The organism is Bacillus salipaludis, assembly GCF_004358205.1.
Genome location: NZ_SMYO01000005.1, coordinates 396306 through 412777 on the forward strand (window position 1 = coordinate 396306; position 16472 = coordinate 412777).

A 16472-nucleotide genomic window follows, 5' to 3' on the forward strand; every position below is an offset into this window, starting at 1 on the left:
GATAGAAAGTGGGAGGAGTATTGAATAAAGAGGAATTCATCTTTTGGCGCTTAGCTCATTTCTTTATTACAGAACAAGGTTATCGCATCATTCAATTATTTGATAATCAAAAAGAGCTATGGCTAGAAAAATTAGAAAATAAGAACGCACCTATAGTACGTTTATACAATCAAGACCTTAATTGGAGCAATTCCATGCAAAGGGATATCGAATTTACCGCAGCGAATGGAGAGAATATTCGTAAACAACTTCGTCGTGGTGATTTGATTATGGCGAACATTTATATCAGTTCCTATCCACCAGTAGATGAATATGAATATCGTCTGGAAAAGCCTTATTTTTATCCGGAGGGAAATAAAACCTCAATTGTCTCTATTTTATTTGCAAATGAGAATTATGAAACAGGCTTTCAAACTCTTTCTCGTCTACTAGAGAAGCAGGTATTCTTCGATATTAATGACTCGTATACAGAAGAAACCATCCAGGCTTTAAAAAAATCTACACTTGAGTCTGCTTTAAATCAGGCAGAAGCGGAAAAAGCTGTTTTTGAAAATGGTAGGCCGTTATTTACCTATTTATTCATGATTGTGCAAGTCCTCGTCTTTTTTTGGCTGGAAATGCACGGAGGAAGTACCAACAATTCCACATTAATTAAATATGGGGCCAAATTTAATCCTCTTATCTATGAAGGTCAGTGGTGGCGTTTTATTACACCAATCTTCCTTCATATTGGTTTTTTGCATTTAGCTATGAATACACTTGCATTATATTATTTAGGAGTTGCCGTTGAAAGATTATATGGTAATCTACGATTCCTTTTTATTTACTTGTTCGCTGGTATTGTTGGGGTTATTGCCAGTTTTATTTTTAGCCCAAATCTATCAGCAGGAGCCAGCGGCGCCATTTATGGATGTTTTGGAGCATTGCTTTATTTTGGAATGATACAGCCAAAGCTTTTTTTCAGAACAATAGGCCTCAATTTAATTGTTGTTCTGGGAATCAATCTTGTTTTTAGTTTTACAGCTTCGGGTATCGATAGTGCTGGTCACTTGGGGGGCTTAGTAGGAGGATTTCTTGCAGCCGGAGTGGTTTACCTTCCAAAGCAGAAAAAAGTATTCCTCCAAGCAGTATTTTTCCTATTGGCTGCAGCTCTTATTTGGGGGTCCTTATCTTATGGGTATAGTTCTGGCGCAAGGACAAGAGATGAAAGCTCCAGTTTAGCCCTTGCCCAAGAATATATAAAGCAGGATAATTATGATCAGGCTTATCAGGTATTAAGGGAAACAGAAAAAAAATTAAAGAGTCCTTCGGCAAATGTTTATTTTCTTCTATCTTACACGGAAATTAAAAAGGGAATGCTTTCGGAGGCAAAAATTCATTTAGACAAAGCGATCCAGTTGTACCCTGATTTTGAAGAAGCTTATTATAATCTTGCGCTGATTAATATCGAGGAAGGGGACTTTAAAGAAGCGAAGGTAAATGCGGAAAAAGCCGTTAAGATAAATCCAAACCGCAAGGATTACTCGGATTTAGTCCAAAAAATTAACCAACATCTTCAATAATCTTTTGTCCGGAATAATTCGGATTTTACTGTTGCTGTTACAAAAATATTTTCTTGAGGCGTGAATTGGCATAAGGTATACTTTTTTTGTACGATTCATTGTATTTCCAATTTATAGAATTTTAAGGGGCAGGAAATGAAAACAGTTTACGAGATTCAGCAATTTTTAAAACAATTTGGAACGATTATTTATATTGGTGATCGAGTGGCCGATATGGAACTGATGGAAACGGAATTAAAAGAACTTTATCAATCTCAATTAATTGAACCAAAAGAATACCAAACAGCAGTATTGATCCTAAGACAAGAGATTCAATTTCAAAAAGAAAAAAGTCGAAGATAGGTGAATAAATTGCAAGATAAATGGATTGTAGGCGTGGACCTTGGCGGCACAACGACAAAATTAGCATTTCTGACTACTAGTGGAGAGATCCTACAAAAGTGGGAAATACCAACTGATAATTCAGATGAAGGCCGAAATATTACCTGTAATATTGCAAAGGCGATTAATGAAAAATTAGCAAGTCTCGGTGAAAATAAAAATAGATTAATCGGAATTGGGATGGGTGCTCCAGGTCCGGTTGACTATGAAAATGGAGTAATCCTGAATGTTGTCAATTTAGGATGGAAAGAGAACTATCCCCTTAAGGAACAACTAGAAGTAACGACCGCTCTTCCTGCTGCAATTGAAAATGATGCGAATTGTGCAGCGCTAGGTGAAATGTGGAAAGGGGCGGGTGGTGGAGCAAAAGATTTAGTTTGTGTCACGCTTGGTACCGGTGTTGGCGGCGGAGTCATAATCGGCGGGAACATTGTCCAAGGTTCTAATGGTGCTGCTGGGGAAATCGGACATATTACGGCTATTCCAAATGGCGGTGCACCTTGTAATTGCGGGAAAACCGGTTGTCTTGAAACGGTTGCTTCAGCAACGGGGATTGTCCGGTTAGCAACGAAAGAAATTTTAAAAGGCGATTTAAAAGGTGAATTAGCTGCGAAACAGGCTGCAAACGGTAAAATAACGGCAAAGGATGTTTTTGACTCTGCAAGAAATGGAGACCAGATGGCAGTAAAAGTATTAGATGAGGTAACATTTCATTTAGGTCTCGTTTTAGCAAATATCGGAAATACCCTGAATCCGCAAAAAATAGTTATAGGCGGCGGTGTTTCAAAAGCTGGTGATATCCTCTTAAACTCTGTGAAACAACAATTTAATCAATTTGCATTTTCTTCCGTTAAGAAATCAACAGAGCTCGCATTAGCGACATTAGGAAATGATGCAGGTGTCATCGGTGCAGCATGGCTGATTAAAAATAAATTAAATTTATAAATCATCGGAAACCTGCCATCGCAGGTTTTTTGTTTTATAAAATTCATCTTTTTCTTTTCTTTTCATATGATTTTTATGATGGGAGGGGGAAAAATGGAGGTCCTGTTTCGATCTGAAGACTCCTTATGGTATTATAGCAGGCTATTTATGGTACCGTTAAATTTGATTGAGGACTCAAATCGTGATATAAATCCGAAGAATATCGAAACCTCAAAGAAAATAATCATTCCTGGTTATGAAGCAGTCCCATACAGAATAAAAAACGGGGATACGTTAGCCGGAATAGCTGCTTCAAATAATTTTCCACCAGATGCCTTACTTTTACTAAATCAAACACAAAAACCTGATCAATTGCTCCCGAATGAAACCATCCTACTACCTGAAAGAGTCACAATGCCTTTTTTAACTACCACAAAGCCATGTTGTTCTGCAATTCTTTACGACGCAATCTCTTCACTAGAAAGGGTTTACCCTTTTATCAACGTGTCTATCATAGGGAAAAGTGTCTTAGGAAACCCAATCCATGAAATCAGAATTGGGAAAGGAACAAAAAAAGTTCATATGAATGCATCCTTTCATGCAAATGAATGGATCACCACCTTGATTTTGATGGATTTGTTAAATCATTATTTACTCTCGGTAACAAATGGAATGGCCTTTAGGGGAGTTTCTTCTTTACAATTGTACCAAAGTGTAGAGCTTTCTATTGTACCCATGGTTAATCCGGATGGGGTTGACCTTGTTATAAATGGGCCGCCTGAATCAGTTCGCAAGAAAGTGATGAAAATTAATAATGACAGCGATGATTTCGTTCACTGGAAAGCGAATATTCGCGGGGTGGATTTGAATAATCAATATCCGGCAAAATGGGAGATTGAAAAAGAGCGGAAACTGCCGAAGCTGCCGGCTTCAAGAGACTTTCCCGGGAATGCTCCGTTAACTGAACCTGAAGCGATTGCCATGGCTAAATTAGCGAAAAGCACTCCTTTTGACTGTGTTGTCGCTTTTCATACCCAGGGAGAAGAATTTTATTGGGGATATGAGGGTTTGGAACCACCTGAAGCTGAGAAGATTGCAAAAGAAATGGAACGATTAAGCGGGTATAAAGCCATTCAGTATGTTGACAGTCATGCAGGGTATAAGGATTGGTATATTCAGGAATTTAAGCGTCCTGGCTTTACCATTGAGCTAGGAAGGGGGATAAATCCGCTTCCTCTTTCAAAATATGAAGAAATTTACTTACGGGCTGAGGCGATTTTTTTAGCTGCGCTACTTCATTCATAATTTAAAAAACACGCCTTGTAAAATTAAAAAATTCTCATTAAAATAATCGGTAATGGATCTTTTTATTTACTTTGGAAAGCCGTTAAAACGGCTTTTTCATTTTTTGGGGACTGAAACATTCTGTTAATATGAACGTCTTAAATTATATATAGAATTTTTAAACGGAGGGGTTTGGATTGGTTCATTTTGGAATACAAAAAGCTGTCCGATATATTTTTCCAATCATTTTGTTTCTTTCCCTCCTCCTTGGAGCTTGTAATCTTCAAACGCAAAAAAAATCTAATCAGACTCCCCAAAAAAAAAATGGAACTACTTTCTCCATAAAGGATTGGAAGCTCCCGCTTACTGTCTCGAAGGGTGAGTTTTTTAAGATCGCAGGCTGGGTTTCTGAAAATCAAATCCTATATATTACGAATATAGAACAATCCTCAAATATTTATATTTATGATTTCTTAACGGGGAAAAGTAAGTTTGTTTTTAAAACAGATTCCCCAATTGTTAATGTTCAAATAAGTCCGTCTAAAAAGTACTTCTTAGTACAGTCCTCCCCTTCTACCTATGAAGGTTTGATTGAGATTATAAATCAAGAAGGGAAAGTATCTTGGAAACACCCCATGGCATCTTATGAATTAGAATTTGAATGGAATCCCTACGACGAATCAAAAATCCTTATTTCAAACTTTAATGAAGACTGGACCTTTAAACTTTTTTTAATTGAAATGAATCATTCAAAAATGAAAGGGATTTCTGTGCCCCAGCCTTTTCTTCAATGGGTAAATCGAGACCGGATTGCCTATTTAAAATGGGATGAAAAAAAATCAACACTATCTGCACCGCTAGTTTTTAAGGACTTGGAGAATGGAGAGGAAAGGCCAGTGTTCTCTGGTGTGTTTCATTTTACCGTGTTTCCTGATTTGCTTTTAACCATCGAAGCAAATAAGGTGGATAAAACAAACTCGACATATACATTTTTTGACAAAAAATTAAAGCCTATTTTCTCATTTTCCATTCCACAGCTTACTAACTATTCGGATTGGGTCGTGCCCAATTATGATTTTATCGAAAATAAAAAGGAATTTATTGCTTTTAGTCCATTAGAAAGTACCGAGGCTGACTCGTATACGGAGGGGTTTAATCTTGTTACATATAATCTTAAGGATGGAAAACACCAGTTAATCCTCTCTGGGATGAACGATGCTCCGCTAAGTTGTTCACCATCGGGGAATGCTTGCTTATATGGGAACAGCTTTGAAAAGCTGATTGATTTAAATACCAAAAAAATTTACGATTTGATAAAAGAATGACTGTGAAAAGCCATTCTTTTTTTCTTGCTTTGCCAGGTATGATAAAATCACACTGTACTAAAAATTAATGAACCAAGCAGGTGATTAGGATGGCAATTGTTGATGTTACCGTTATTCCACTGGGGACTGAAACACCCAGTGTGAGTAAATACGTGGCTAGTGTACAAAAGGTATTAAAAAGATATGAGGCAGAGGGGAAAATTCATTACCAGTTGACCCCCATGAATACGATTATTGAAGGGGACCTGCCCGTTTTATTTGAAGTGATTCAGGCGATGCACGAAGCACCATTTGCAGAGGGGATTCAGCGGGTAGCAACAAATATCCGTGTGGATGACCGCAGGGATGTAAAAAGAAGCATGGAGTATAAGGTAGATAAAGTAAATAGCCTTTTGCAAGATTAATAAAAAAGACTGCCTAAAGGGCAGTCTTCTCTATATTGTCTTAGTGCGTTCCAGTCGGAATTCCGTGGTGAATGATGGTCATGACAACAAACCAGCCAAAGACCAAGAATGAAGCGACTCCCCAAAATGCAGCTAATAAATTTTTATTTTTTAGTGCACGAAGTCCAGCAAAGAAAGCAAGGATGGTTACTAAAGCAAAGATAATAACTAAACCCATGAACAAATCCCCCTTTATTGGTTATTTACCAGGCAGTATGCCTAACATTTTAAAATAGTTATGTAAGAATATTATATACATTCGTTTCTTATTTTATAGTTTTTTCATTCGTTTGTCGAGGACAAAAAAGAGACAACTTTATGTTCGAGGCTTTAAGTTGCTTTTAAGAATATCATTCGTTTCTTTATCTACAATTAAAGAATAGTGTAAAATGTTATTATTGCATTTATTAACTGGAGGTATACAAAATGAAGTGGTCGCAAATCCCCTTAGGGGTTCTGCAAACAAACTGTTACATAGTTGAAAATCCTGATCAAACATGTCTAATTTTTGACCCAGGTAGTGAAGGGAAAAAGTTGATTAATTGGTTGACCAAGCGTGAATTAAGGCCGGTGGCCATTTTCCTGACTCATGCTCATTTTGACCATATTGGGGCAGTAGATGAGGTAAGAGATTTTTTTAAGATTCCTGTTTATGTCCATGAGGAGGAGGAAGAGTGGCTAAGTGATCCAAAATTAAATGGTTCAAAATTTTTTATGATGAAGGAAAGCGTTAACGCGCGGCCAGCAGAGTTTGTTTTGAAAAAGGAAGAGGACATAAATATAGCTGGTTTTGAATTCAAACTGTTTGAAACTCCAGGCCATTCACCGGGCAGTGTTTCTTATTATTTTGAACATGACGGATTTGTCGTTTCTGGAGATGCCTTATTTAAAGGAAGCATTGGCCGAACAGATCTACCAAAAGGAAATCAAGCACAACTATTAAAAAGTATTCACGAAAAGTTGTTATTTTTGCCAGAGGAAACAGTGGTCTTACCGGGGCATGGTCCTGAAACCACTATTATCGAAGAGATGGATAGCAATCCTTTTTTAAATGGTTTTTGATTACTCAAATAGAAAAGCCCTTCTCTCGAGGAGAAGGGCTTTTCGGGGGATGTTCTATTCATATAATGGGAGGGGATATAGTTAAGCTACTGATTTAACAATAATATATAGTAATCACTATGTCAATAGTGGAAAATCAAAAAGGAGCAAAAGATGATTACATATTTTAAAAAAATTATTTCGGAATCACCCAATCATTTTATTTCCTATGCAGATTTCATCAGTGCAGCCCTTTATCATCCCGATTTTGGCTACTATATGAAAGAAAAGGTGAAAATCGGGCGCAATGGTGATTTTATCACAACCAGCAATATTTCAGATATTTATGGCCGGCTTTTTGCAAAATGGTTTTCAAAAATATATAAGCAATACGAATTACCGGTTGTATTTTGTGAAATTGGGGCGGGAAACGGCCGCTTTGCTAACGCTTTTTTAACGGAATGGTATGAATCAGTTCAAATTCCGATTGAATATATGATTGTCGAAAGCAGTCCTTATCATAGGAAATTACAAAAAGAGCTTCTCGGTTCTTCCTTCTCTGTTACTCAGTTAGAAACGCTAGATGAAATCAAAGGCTTTACAGGAATGATTTTTTCAAATGAGCTTTTCGATGCACTTCCTGTCCATGTAATCGAGAAGGAGAATGGCAGGATTTTTGAAGTGATGATTGGAATTGAAAATAATAAATTGTTTGAGAAAAGGGTTCCGTTATCGAATCAGGAAATTGTTCAATATTTATCAGAGTATAAATTGGAGTTACAGGAGAACCAACGGTTTGAAGTTCCTCTAGCAATGGAAAAAATGATTGGGGATATTTCGAAATTTATTACAGAGGGTCTTGTTGTTAGTGCTGACTATGGTTATACCAATCAGGAATGGATGCAGCCTGCGAGATCGAGGGGGAGTTTACGGGGATACTATCAGCATCAAATGTTCGATAATATTTTGCAGCATCCCGGGGAAATCGATATTACAACACATATTCAATTTGATCAGCTTATTCAACATGGAGAAAATGCTGGCCTAAATTTTGTTACAATGCTTAGGCAGGATGAATTTTTACTAAAAGCAGGCATTCTTGAAGAATTACAAAGTCATTTTGATCCTAACCCGTTTTCTGAACAAAGCAAGCAGAACCGGGCAATACGAAGTTTAATAATGCCTTCGGGAATAAGTTCCTATTTCCATATCATTATTCAACAAAAGGGTTTGAACGTTGATTTTACTAAAATATTTTAAAGAAAGGCGTTGTTAAAGAACAATGTTGATGTTTAAACAAAGTTGATTGGAGCGGAAGGTGCGAGACTTCTCGAAAATGCTAACGCATTTTCTTCGTGCGTGGGTGGATTCAAGGACGTAATTCAATGTCCTGCGGAAAGCGAGCATCCTGGGAGCGGAAATCAACAACCAAATTTAACACAGCCTAAAGAAAAAAACACTGGAGGCATTTCCAGTGTTTTTTATTTCTTATTCTGCTGCACCTAGAGGCATCATGAAAGTTGTCCAATAAGTGAAACCTGCAAAGAAAATGGTTAAATATGCTCCGAAAACGTACATGTACATACGTTCGGATAGTTTTAGATAGCTGAGCAGAACGAAGAATCCTGTTTGGGCTAAAAATAACATTGCCGTTTTATCCAAATCTCCTAGATAAAACATAACGGTAAAAATACCCGTCCAGAAACCCAATACTCTGAACATGCGATCCATATGTATCCCTCCTTTTACCCTACGAATACCATCATTACAATATTATAAGGTAAAAGTTAGGGTAATGTAAATAATGGTTTCGTATTAGTTTGTGACGAATGCTTGGTAGGAACATGTTTCACAGCCATTAAACATATTCTCTTTTTCAATCAACTCCACGGAAGAGAATAAGACCTCAAACATCCCCTTAAGGAATTCACGATGCATACTGCAAACGGTTTCGTGTTCCTCTGCCACTTCTTTAAATGGGCAATTATAAATCTGAAAATAGATTTTGGTTTGATCCCCGTTTACATCAAATTCCGGATAAAAGCCTGCAAGTGTTGATGCACTCTTTAATATATTTAGCTTTTCGTTAAAATCTAATTCATCACCGAAAGATCTTTTTGCCATTTCTTGTTCTATAATTTCAGTTCCAAAACGTTTTCCCGTTATATATAATGCTTTTTTTCCTTCCTCACCAAGTGTAAGCATGGTTTGAATCGCCACTTTGGATAACAGCATATAATCGCGGAATGGAAAATGCAGTTGAATTACATCATCTGATAAGCGGTACAACCGGCTAGGACGGCCGCCCTTACCAGTTTTCTTTGTTTCAGAAATTAACATATTTACATCTTCGAGCTTGGAGAGATGCAATCTTGCTACATTTGGATGGATATTAAAATTTTCAGCGACCTCTTGGACAGTTACCTCTTGGTGTCTTTTTGTAATGTATTGATAAATATAATAACGCGTTGGATCTGATAAAACATTTGTTATTTTTAACGTTTGTTCCATCTGGTTTCACCTCGAACCCCCATAATTTACACTCATTATAATACAGCGATTTTAACAAGGGAATGTGGTTAACAACATAAACACTATAAGTTTAGAAAATGTTCACAATTATCGTCAAAAATTTGTAATATTTAGCTCAAAATTCTTGTGCCTGAATGGTGTCCATTGAGTTATTCTAATAATGGTTAACAAATTATAAATAAGGGGGAATCCTGCTGAAACATGTTGTTTTCTGTCAGTAGTAATACCAAAAGGAGGTTATTCTCATTGTCAGCGCTATCGAAATTTTAGCCAATCGAATTATTAAAGATGCCACTCGAAACCAAGCAACTGATATTCATATCATTCCGAGAAAGAATGATACACTCGTTCAAATCCGCCTTACGAATAAACTTATTCCTCGGTTATCCCTTCCAAAAGAAGAATGCGACAAATTAATTTCACATTTTAAATTTACCGCAAACATGGATATTGGGGAAAGAAGACGCCCGCAAAGCGGTTCAATTTTTTGCGATGTCAACGGTCAATTGATGGGGCTCAGATTATCTACCCTGCCTTCAAACAATCGAGAAAGCCTTGTTATCCGGCTTTTACCTCAACAAGAACAGATTCCATTTCACCAGCTTTCCTTATTCCCTTCAATGACAAGAAAATTACTTGCTCTTCTTAAACACGCTCATGGCTTAATTATATTTACCGGGCCAACCGGCAGTGGGAAGACCACTACCTTATATTCACTCCTCAATGAAACTGCACACTTATTCCATCGGAACGTTATTACACTAGAAGACCCTATCGAAAAGAATTATGATACCGTCCTGCAGGTCCAAGTAAATGAAAAAGCGGGGGTTACCTATGCCACCGGATTAAAAGCTATTTTGCAGCATGATCCGGATATCATTATGGTGGGGGAAATAAGGGATAGTGAAACCGCAAAAATTGCTGTTCGAGCTGCGCTTACTGGCCATTTAGTACTTTCCACTATGCATACAAGGGATGCGAAGGGAGCGGTTTATCGGCTCCATGAATTCTGTAATCCTTCAAAGAAAGTGAGAAATGTTCACAGAACCTGAGAAACGTTCATAATTCATGAGAAAGAACATCTTACAAACCTTGATAAATCAACCTCACTATTCACAAAAAGTGAGAAAGGCTTTTTTTCTTGAAATGATGTTTCACGGAATACATATTAATATCCTATATCATTTTTTGTGAACATTTTTTTGTTCATAGAACTTGAGAAAACGAGAAATTTGTTCAAAGAAGTTGCGAAAAAATCAGATGCGGAGAGCGCCACACCAACTCTAAAACATACTGGTCCACACATCAAGATATATATAAATAACATAACATTTAAAATAAACAGATGTAAGTTTCCGATGAAAAATATTTTGGATGGAGGGAGAAAAAACAATGGTTTAATTTTTATTATAAGAAATTATTCAATAACACAAAATATATATTCCATCGATTAACCTTATTCTTGTTATTAAGTATGAATATTCAAATCATTTATCCCTTTTTCCTTATTATTCCTGTATACTTAACCGTAGGTACAAAATAGAGATGGGTGAAAGGGAATGATTACAGGGGAAATCTTTGCACTAGAGCTACTTCAAAATCTTAATATCAACAAAGATGAATGTGAGGTGGTAACTAAGGAATCTAAGGATGCAAGTGAAACTGTTTATAAAATTAAAGGTAAATCAAAAATAATTCTTCGAGACGATAATACTGAAACAAGCAGAATTGTAACCGCTGCACATGAGGTGGGACATTTTATTAACAATCGAAAGAGCATATTGAAATTTTTAACTTTCAAGTGGTCAGGGAGAATATTAATTGGACTAGTAATTTTAGAATTGTTTTTGATTTTAATGGACTTTTTCTATAAACATTCTACTGCAATGATTTATCTTATTGTTGTCCTATGCTTCCTTTTATCATTTTGGTGCAATTTTGTAAAATTGAGGGATGAGTACGGTGCAAATAGAGAAGCTTTAAAATTGTTATATCGGTACTCAGACCGTATTTTTTTAAAACACAATGATAATAGGAATTGGAAATCAATTAGAAAAGAAGCTAAGGAACAATTATGGAAAGGGCAAAAGAAATATCAAGGAGCGAATTATTTATTACCAATTGTGAGTATAGCTCCATTTCTTGTTTACATAGCTATTTTATTTTTAATATTGATGTTTTCTTGACATTATTATATTTTTACTTACTGTATCGAGAGGGTGGTTTCATGAAATTTATCATCTTTATCTTGATACAATTTTTTTTACATTTATTAGTCTATTATAGCTTATATGTTGTTGAAAAATTAAAAAAAGCACGGCTAAAATGTAGCATGGAAAAATTCGGGGCATTTTTTATTACATTTAATGTATTTCTTTTTCATATTATTGTGCTTATTGAATATCAACAAACTGTTTTATTTATATACAATTTAATCGGAATGTGGACTTTATTATCAAATTTAATATTTTTTTTCTTTTTTAAACGAATCATTTAGGAGTGTAATGCTGCGGTTTGTTTTTTGGATTTGTAAAATTTTGAATGAATTATCGACAGCTTTCAAGTAATCTCCTCGAAGGACATATCTCTGGTCGACACACCTGAAGGTTTAGGTTAAATGTGAAACTCTTCCGGTCAAATCAGACCTGTTTGCTATCCTTTTTTGAATTGTTCAAATTCAATGCCCATTCTACTTCTCTCCCTTGACGATAAAAATAATTAATTCAGAATGAATTTTTGGTATATTAATATATATTCTTTCTAGAAGAATCTTAATCAAGGAAGTTATTTCGGAGGTTAGTGAATGAATGAAATTGTATCAACAATTATTGACGAGTTAAAACAATTGTTTGGAAATAATACTATAAACTTATTAGTGTTTTTTGCCTTTCTTTTCTTGGTAATCTGGCTTTATAAAGAATTTAGAAATAAAATGGTTGAGGACGAAAGAGTCCGTAAGGAAAAAATAAATACAATTCTCGTAGAATTAACGGATTTGGAGTTTGAACTGGATGAGTTCATTCGGAACAAATCCAATTTTGAAAAACTTAAAGAAAAATTGATAAAAGTATATCCACATCTCTCATACCAACTCAGTGAAAAAGTAAACAAATTTACTCCTGATGTTGAAGAAGCTTTTATTAAAGAATTTAAAAAAGAATTAAATGTGGAAAAAGGGTTAATTAAGCTCAACCAAAATGATGAAATTTCCCATATAAACGAAAGAAGTCTTATGAAGCTATGGGAATATCATTATAAGACCAAATTTGAACCCATAGTAAATCCATTAATATTGGCAATATTTTCGGTGCTTTTTGTTGTAATAATATTAATGGTGTGGCTAGGGTACACGCAAGCAGATTCTAATGCTAAAAAATATTTTTTAACCCAAGAAATAGCTAATATTATAATATTTATTCCTTTTGCTCTAGGCTTCTTAGATTCAATTAAGAATAAGAAGTTGGTAAAAAAGTGGTCTTCATATATTTATTTGATTTCTTTTTTTACCATTTCAATTTTATCATTTATGTTTTTTGAAAAGGTTCCATTTTTGTCAACCTTAGTAGGTCTGTTTTATCTTCTTTCGATTTATTTCATACCGAAAATTATTGATAAAAATAATTGAATAACTTTTTCAAAGCTATTATTAAGTTTAAAAAGCTGTTTAGATGCATAAGCTTTTGCAATTAAACAGCTTATAAATTATTTATTAGATTAAATTTTATTGATTTTAATATCATGTTTACTAAATAGTCTTTCAAAAAATTCTTTATCATAAGAAGACATTTTTCCTCGATTATAAACTCAAAACCTCCAAATCTATATACCTCATAACCGTTAAGTTTTAATTGTTTGTCTGCATTTACCATTTCCGAATACTTCTTCGGGATAGAAATGTCTCCATCAGAGTAATGTTGTTTCCCGTCTATCTCTAAAACTATTCGTTGTTTGTTTAGAAGTAATAAAAGGAAATCCATTCGTTGCTGTAATTCTTCGCGAAGTTTGAGGTATGTTCATAGTCTTTGATACAGATTCAAAAGCGTGAGATAAAAACCGCTGTAAACGTGATTATTAAGGAATTTTCTTCACGAAGTTTTGAGACAATATTTTGACGTGAAATAGAGAGAGTGTTAATTTCCCTTATAAAGGTTTTATTTCAAATTAAATATTCATGAAGTTTGAGACGGGTTTGCTTTAGTGATGAAAATAAGTAAAACCTTGGTTTCCCCATTCTCCGCAATCACCTAAAATGATAACAAGCGGATATTAAGTATAAACTTTTGTTATTCGATTTAATTAGAAGGCTCTGATAATCAATATTGTTGATTATCTTCATCGACTAATGGATTAATTTAGTTTAATAGTATATTCCTATTACTACCAATTTATTGGTAAATTGTGTTAGTATTAAATTAAATAGTCTTACAGACATAAGTTAAATATTAATTTGAAAGGTTGTTTTAATTTGGAAAACAAAACTGTTGCGCTAAAGAGATACAGTTTTATCAGTTATAGTTCGTTTGCTATTGGAATTGTTTGCTTCTTTATAGTCTTTGTAACACCAACAAGAATAGCTAATAACGGGAATTTAGTTGGGGATTATATAACGTTTTTTCTTACTGTTATGGGTGTTTTTCTATCTATAGTCGGAATAGCGAAGAAAACGGAGAAAAAGATAATTCCTATAGTGTCTTTAATCCTCTCTTTGTCTTTCTTTATCTTCTGGATAATCACGTTCATCTTGTTACTTACTGGTAAAATTCAATTTGCTCCGTAGTATACATATGTTTTTTAAACGACGGTTGTATTAAGCAGGTAATTTTATTATCAATAAAAATAAAAGGTTTAATAATGGCTAACAGAAACGCTTAGGGATACGACTAAGTGTTTTTGTCTTTAAATCACTTATTGAATTAAGTTCTTGCTAATTAAAAAAGAATAGCAAACTAGTTTTTAGTATTTCAATTTGTTTGTTTGAAAACGGTTATTTGATGAAACTTCTTTAATTTGTATAATTGTTATTTTCTCTTCTTTTGTTATTATTGCTTATATCTCCCATAAATTTAATTTTAACTGCTTTTGCTTATTCAGTGGCACCCATAGAGTGACCCTCTTATCCAAAACCAGCAATCTATCTAACTTGATGTATAGTTGCTTCTCATTTTTTGCCTCATAGACTTTTCAAAATTAAATTATACATTTATGGTAATATAAGGATTGAGCAAAACTATGATAAAGGAAAATAAAAATGAAACTTAACTTAATGAAGATTTTTGATGGCTATGTTAGAAACTACCACACTTTAAATCTTACCAGACATCACGGTAAGCATTCTTTTACGATGACGGAAATTGAATATTTTTCACGCTTAGGTTCCATGTTAGGGTACTATCCTTTTACGGAAGATACTTGTAATGCATCTTATAGACCAATGGATTTGACCTGGTGGGATAATTATGATGGTGAGTATTGGTATGATTTTATACTACATCTGGAGCGTGAAAACCACTTTAAGAAGGATTACGAGACGCTTGAAAAGCTTTTTGATGAAAGGGAGTATGTTCCCGAGAATGTAATTGGTATTATAACAGTTCCTAATATTAATCGAATGAACGAATTGATGAAGCAGGCTCAAGTGATGTGTAAAATTGAAAATGCATTGCTCATTTTTCGGACAAATTCAACAGATAATAAGAAAGGGTATTTTAATGAAGTCTATGCCTTTCTCTTGAACACAAAGAGTATAGTTGATAATAAGAAAGCGATTGTTAATGAAATTGCAGGAACATTTTATATGGAATTAGAAGTTTAAATGATAACCATTTTTGAATAGATTGTGGGGATGGTAATGAGGCAAGATAAAGAGCTGCTTGAATTTGATTTATTGGAAAATGGGTTAGATTTTATACTTTCTGCTATTAATAACTTAAGCAATGAAGGGAAGGCTGAATTGAAATATGGAATCCTTCACTTATCAGCCGGTGTAGATTTAATTTTAAAATACAGATTATCAAAAGAGCATTGGACACTTCTATTCTCCAAAATAGATGCTGCAAGTAAAGAAAAACTAAAATCTGGAGATTTTACTTCTGTTGATTCTAGTGGATGCATCGATAGGTTAAAGAAAATTTGTGGAATTGATTTTGAAACAGAAGATTTAAATCAATTGAAGCATTTGAGAGAACGCCGTAATCGGTTAGAACATTTCGGGATTACAGAATCAGCCGCAGCATTAAAATCAACAACCTTGAAAGTATTAAATTTTATTTTAGATTTCATAAATGACCAAATAGATTATTCTAAACTTAATGTAAGTGAAAAAAATCAATTAGATTCAATACGACAACAGTTACCTGAACTTGAAGAGTTTGTCGAGGAAAGATTGGAATTAATTGAAGATGAAATAGAATCATATAAAAAGTTAACTGCAGTTACAATATGTCTTACTTGTTATCAAACAGCACTTGTTATTGATGAGGGGACAAAATGTTTATTTTGCGGAGCACATGGTGAAGGTGAAAAAGTAGCTGAGGAATTTGTGTTTAAAATTTTAGGCATCAGCCAATATGATACAAAAGACGGTGAAGAATATCCTGTTTATGAATGTTTTGAATGCGGAGCTGAATCCATGGTTCATTCGAATCAAGAATATGATTCCTTTGATTGGCTTTGTTTTACTTGCGGTACAAAATGGGATGAAGATGAAATAGAATATTGTGAAACTTGCGGGGGTCCCTACATGACTAGTAAACATGATATTGGGATGTGCTCGAATTGCATCGAACACCAAATGAATCAATAAAAGTAAAAAAAGTAGTAGAATACGGAATATCTCTAGTCGATTCTCCTGTTGGGAGTACCATGAACAGACTGCTAAGAATACCCGTAACTGTTTTGGTAATTAAAAAATTTAATCTATGGTAACGGGTTTGGTTTTGAGGTATAAAAATGGATTAGGAATATAATTAAAAGTCAGTTTA

General features: G+C 34.5%; 16 protein-coding genes and 1 pseudogene. 14 read left to right on the plus strand and 3 right to left on the minus strand.

What is annotated here, in order from left to right:
* Positions 1–20 precede the first annotated feature (20 nt).
* The 6 genes from E2K98_RS12590 to E2K98_RS12615 all read left to right on the plus strand — a co-directional run bounded on the left by E2K98_RS12590 (position 21) and on the right by E2K98_RS12615 (position 5880).
* Positions 21–1562, plus strand: coding sequence for a rhomboid family protein (locus tag E2K98_RS12590; protein WP_235824793.1), 1542 nt, complete (start codon positions 21–23; stop codon positions 1560–1562).
* 135 nt (positions 1563–1697) lie between these two features.
* Positions 1698–1904: a YqgQ family protein gene (locus E2K98_RS12595; protein ID WP_133334551.1), complete on the plus strand. Its 207-nt coding sequence runs from the start codon at positions 1698–1700 to the stop codon at positions 1902–1904.
* Between the two features lie 9 nt (positions 1905–1913).
* Positions 1914–2888 carry an ROK family glucokinase gene (locus E2K98_RS12600; RefSeq protein WP_133334552.1) on the plus strand — a complete coding sequence of 325 codons (975 nt, stop codon included), beginning with the start codon at positions 1914–1916 and terminating at the stop codon, positions 2886–2888.
* Between the two features lie 93 nt (positions 2889–2981).
* A complete protein-coding gene (locus tag E2K98_RS12605) occupies positions 2982–4172 on the plus strand; it encodes a M14 family metallopeptidase (RefSeq protein ID WP_133334553.1) in 1191 nt (396 codons plus the stop codon).
* 176 nt (positions 4173–4348) lie between these two features.
* Positions 4349–5476 carry a YqgU-like beta propeller domain-containing protein gene (locus tag E2K98_RS12610; RefSeq protein ID WP_133334554.1) on the plus strand — a complete coding sequence of 376 codons (1128 nt, stop codon included), beginning with the start codon at positions 4349–4351 and terminating at the stop codon, positions 5474–5476.
* 89 nt (positions 5477–5565) lie between these two features.
* Positions 5566–5880 (plus strand): MTH1187 family thiamine-binding protein, encoded by a 315-nt coding sequence (locus E2K98_RS12615; RefSeq protein ID WP_133334555.1) that lies wholly within the window; start codon positions 5566–5568, stop codon positions 5878–5880.
* Positions 5881–5920: 40 nt separating this feature from the next.
* On the opposite strand, the gene E2K98_RS12620 is transcribed toward E2K98_RS12615, so the two are convergent.
* A complete protein-coding gene (locus E2K98_RS12620) occupies positions 5921–6097 on the minus strand; it encodes a DUF2759 domain-containing protein (protein ID WP_026572464.1) in 177 nt (58 codons plus the stop codon).
* 248 nt (positions 6098–6345) lie between these two features.
* Between E2K98_RS12620 and E2K98_RS12625 the strand changes: the two genes are divergently transcribed.
* Positions 6346–6981, plus strand: coding sequence for an MBL fold metallo-hydrolase (locus E2K98_RS12625; protein WP_133334556.1), 636 nt, complete (start codon positions 6346–6348; stop codon positions 6979–6981).
* Between the two features lie 153 nt (positions 6982–7134).
* A complete protein-coding gene (locus tag E2K98_RS12630) occupies positions 7135–8220 on the plus strand; it encodes a class I SAM-dependent methyltransferase (RefSeq protein WP_133334557.1) in 1086 nt (361 codons plus the stop codon).
* A 228-nt stretch (positions 8221–8448) separates the two neighbouring features.
* Here the strand turns inward: E2K98_RS12630 and E2K98_RS12635 are convergent, their stop codons facing one another.
* Both E2K98_RS12635 and E2K98_RS12640 read right to left on the minus strand, forming a co-directional pair.
* On the minus strand, positions 8449–8691 hold the full coding sequence (locus E2K98_RS12635) for a DUF2626 domain-containing protein (RefSeq protein ID WP_026572467.1): 243 nt from the start codon (positions 8689–8691) through the stop codon (positions 8449–8451).
* Between the two features lie 84 nt (positions 8692–8775).
* Positions 8776–9471 carry a helix-turn-helix transcriptional regulator gene (locus tag E2K98_RS12640; protein WP_133334558.1) on the minus strand — a complete coding sequence of 232 codons (696 nt, stop codon included), beginning with the start codon at positions 9469–9471 and terminating at the stop codon, positions 8776–8778.
* A gap of 260 nt (positions 9472–9731) precedes the next feature.
* Here E2K98_RS12640 and comGA point away from each other — a divergent pair.
* From comGA to E2K98_RS12675, 6 genes and pseudogenes are all read left to right on the plus strand, one after another.
* Positions 9732–10523, plus strand: a pseudogene (gene comGA, locus E2K98_RS12645) (competence type IV pilus ATPase ComGA); the annotation flags it as partial.
* A gap of 528 nt (positions 10524–11051) precedes the next feature.
* Complete coding sequence (locus E2K98_RS12650; protein WP_133334560.1) at positions 11052–11678, plus strand: zinc metallopeptidase; 627 nt, start codon at positions 11052–11054, stop codon at positions 11676–11678.
* Between the two features lie 617 nt (positions 11679–12295).
* Positions 12296–13117 carry a hypothetical protein gene (locus tag E2K98_RS12655; protein WP_133334561.1) on the plus strand — a complete coding sequence of 274 codons (822 nt, stop codon included), beginning with the start codon at positions 12296–12298 and terminating at the stop codon, positions 13115–13117.
* An 840-nt stretch (positions 13118–13957) separates the two neighbouring features.
* The gene (locus E2K98_RS12665) at positions 13958–14269 is read left to right on the plus strand and encodes a hypothetical protein (protein WP_133334562.1); all 312 of its coding nucleotides are present in this window, start codon (positions 13958–13960) and stop codon (positions 14267–14269) included.
* A gap of 471 nt (positions 14270–14740) precedes the next feature.
* A complete protein-coding gene (locus E2K98_RS12670; RefSeq protein ID WP_133334563.1) occupies positions 14741–15304 on the plus strand; it encodes a hypothetical protein in 564 nt (187 codons plus the stop codon).
* 36 nt (positions 15305–15340) lie between these two features.
* Entirely contained in the window at positions 15341–16294 is a 954-nt protein-coding gene (locus E2K98_RS12675) for a hypothetical protein (protein WP_133334564.1), read from the plus strand.
* Positions 16295–16472 lie beyond the last annotated feature (178 nt).

Bases quoted from the DNA above. Each gene is read 5' to 3' on its own strand.
- E2K98_RS12595 (WP_133334551.1), top strand. From the start codon at position 1,698: ATGAAAACAGTTTACGAGATTCAGCAATTTTTAAAACAATTTGGAACG.
- E2K98_RS12605 (WP_133334553.1), top strand. From the start codon at position 2,982: ATGGAGGTCCTGTTTCGATCTGAAGACTCCTTATGGTATTATAGCAGG.
- E2K98_RS12615 (WP_133334555.1), top strand. From the start codon at position 5,566: ATGGCAATTGTTGATGTTACCGTTATTCCACTGGGGACTGAAACACCC.
- E2K98_RS12620 (WP_026572464.1), bottom strand. From the start codon at position 6,097: ATGGGTTTAGTTATTATCTTTGCTTTAGTAACCATCCTTGCTTTCTTT.
- E2K98_RS12625 (WP_133334556.1), top strand. From the start codon at position 6,346: ATGAAGTGGTCGCAAATCCCCTTAGGGGTTCTGCAAACAAACTGTTAC.
- E2K98_RS12630 (WP_133334557.1), top strand. From the start codon at position 7,135: ATGATTACATATTTTAAAAAAATTATTTCGGAATCACCCAATCATTTT.
- E2K98_RS12635 (WP_026572467.1), bottom strand. From the start codon at position 8,691: ATGGATCGCATGTTCAGAGTATTGGGTTTCTGGACGGGTATTTTTACC.
- E2K98_RS12640 (WP_133334558.1), bottom strand. From the start codon at position 9,471: ATGGAACAAACGTTAAAAATAACAAATGTTTTATCAGATCCAACGCGT.
- E2K98_RS12650 (WP_133334560.1), top strand. From the start codon at position 11,052: ATGATTACAGGGGAAATCTTTGCACTAGAGCTACTTCAAAATCTTAAT.
- E2K98_RS12655 (WP_133334561.1), top strand. From the start codon at position 12,296: ATGAATGAAATTGTATCAACAATTATTGACGAGTTAAAACAATTGTTT.
- E2K98_RS12670 (WP_133334563.1), top strand. From the start codon at position 14,741: ATGAAACTTAACTTAATGAAGATTTTTGATGGCTATGTTAGAAACTAC.
- E2K98_RS12675 (WP_133334564.1), top strand. From the start codon at position 15,341: ATGAGGCAAGATAAAGAGCTGCTTGAATTTGATTTATTGGAAAATGGG.